Annotated in this window: 1 protein-coding gene; it reads left to right on the top strand. The window is 65.8% G+C overall.

Annotation, left to right across the window (positions count from 1 at the left end; all coding sequences use genetic code 11):
- Positions 1-549, top strand: a 549-nt coding sequence (locus CXR42_RS19240; protein WP_146038120.1) for a zinc-binding dehydrogenase, incomplete at both ends; no start/stop codon positions are given.

The following is a 549-nucleotide window of genomic DNA, read 5'->3' as shown; positions in this document are numbered from 1 at the left end:
ACCACCGGCATCGGCGCGGTCCTGAACACGGCTCAGGTCGAGATCGGGGCCAAGGCCGTGGTCTTTGGCCTGGGCGGGATCGGGCTGAACGTGATCCAGGGCCTGAAGATGGCCGGGGCCGACATGATCATCGGCGTCGACCTGAACACCGACAAGAAGGAATGGGGCGAGAAGTTCGGGATGACCCACTTCCTCAACCCGAAAGAGCTGCCCGAGGGCACCTCGGTCGTGCAGGCCATCGTCGAGATGACCAAGACGCCCTTCGACAAGATCGGCGGGGCGGATTATTCGTTCGACTGCACCGGCAACGTCAAGGTGATGCGCGACGCGCTGGAATGCACCCACCGCGGCTGGGGCCAGTCGATCATCATCGGCGTCGCCCCCGCCGGGGCGGTGATCGAGACGCGGCCGTTCCAGCTGGTGACGGGCCGGGTCTGGAAAGGCACCGCCTTCGGCGGCGCGCGGGGCCGGACGGACGTGCCGAAGATCGTCGACTGGTACATGGACGGCAAGATCGAGATCGACAGCATGATCACCCACATCCTGCCC

The sequence above is a fragment of the Tabrizicola aquatica genome (genome assembly GCF_002900975.1).
In the GTDB taxonomy this organism is placed as follows: domain Bacteria; phylum Pseudomonadota; class Alphaproteobacteria; order Rhodobacterales; family Rhodobacteraceae; genus Tabrizicola; species Tabrizicola aquatica.
Note: the sequence above shows the minus strand (reverse complement) of the source record. Positions and strands in the feature narration are given on the sequence as shown.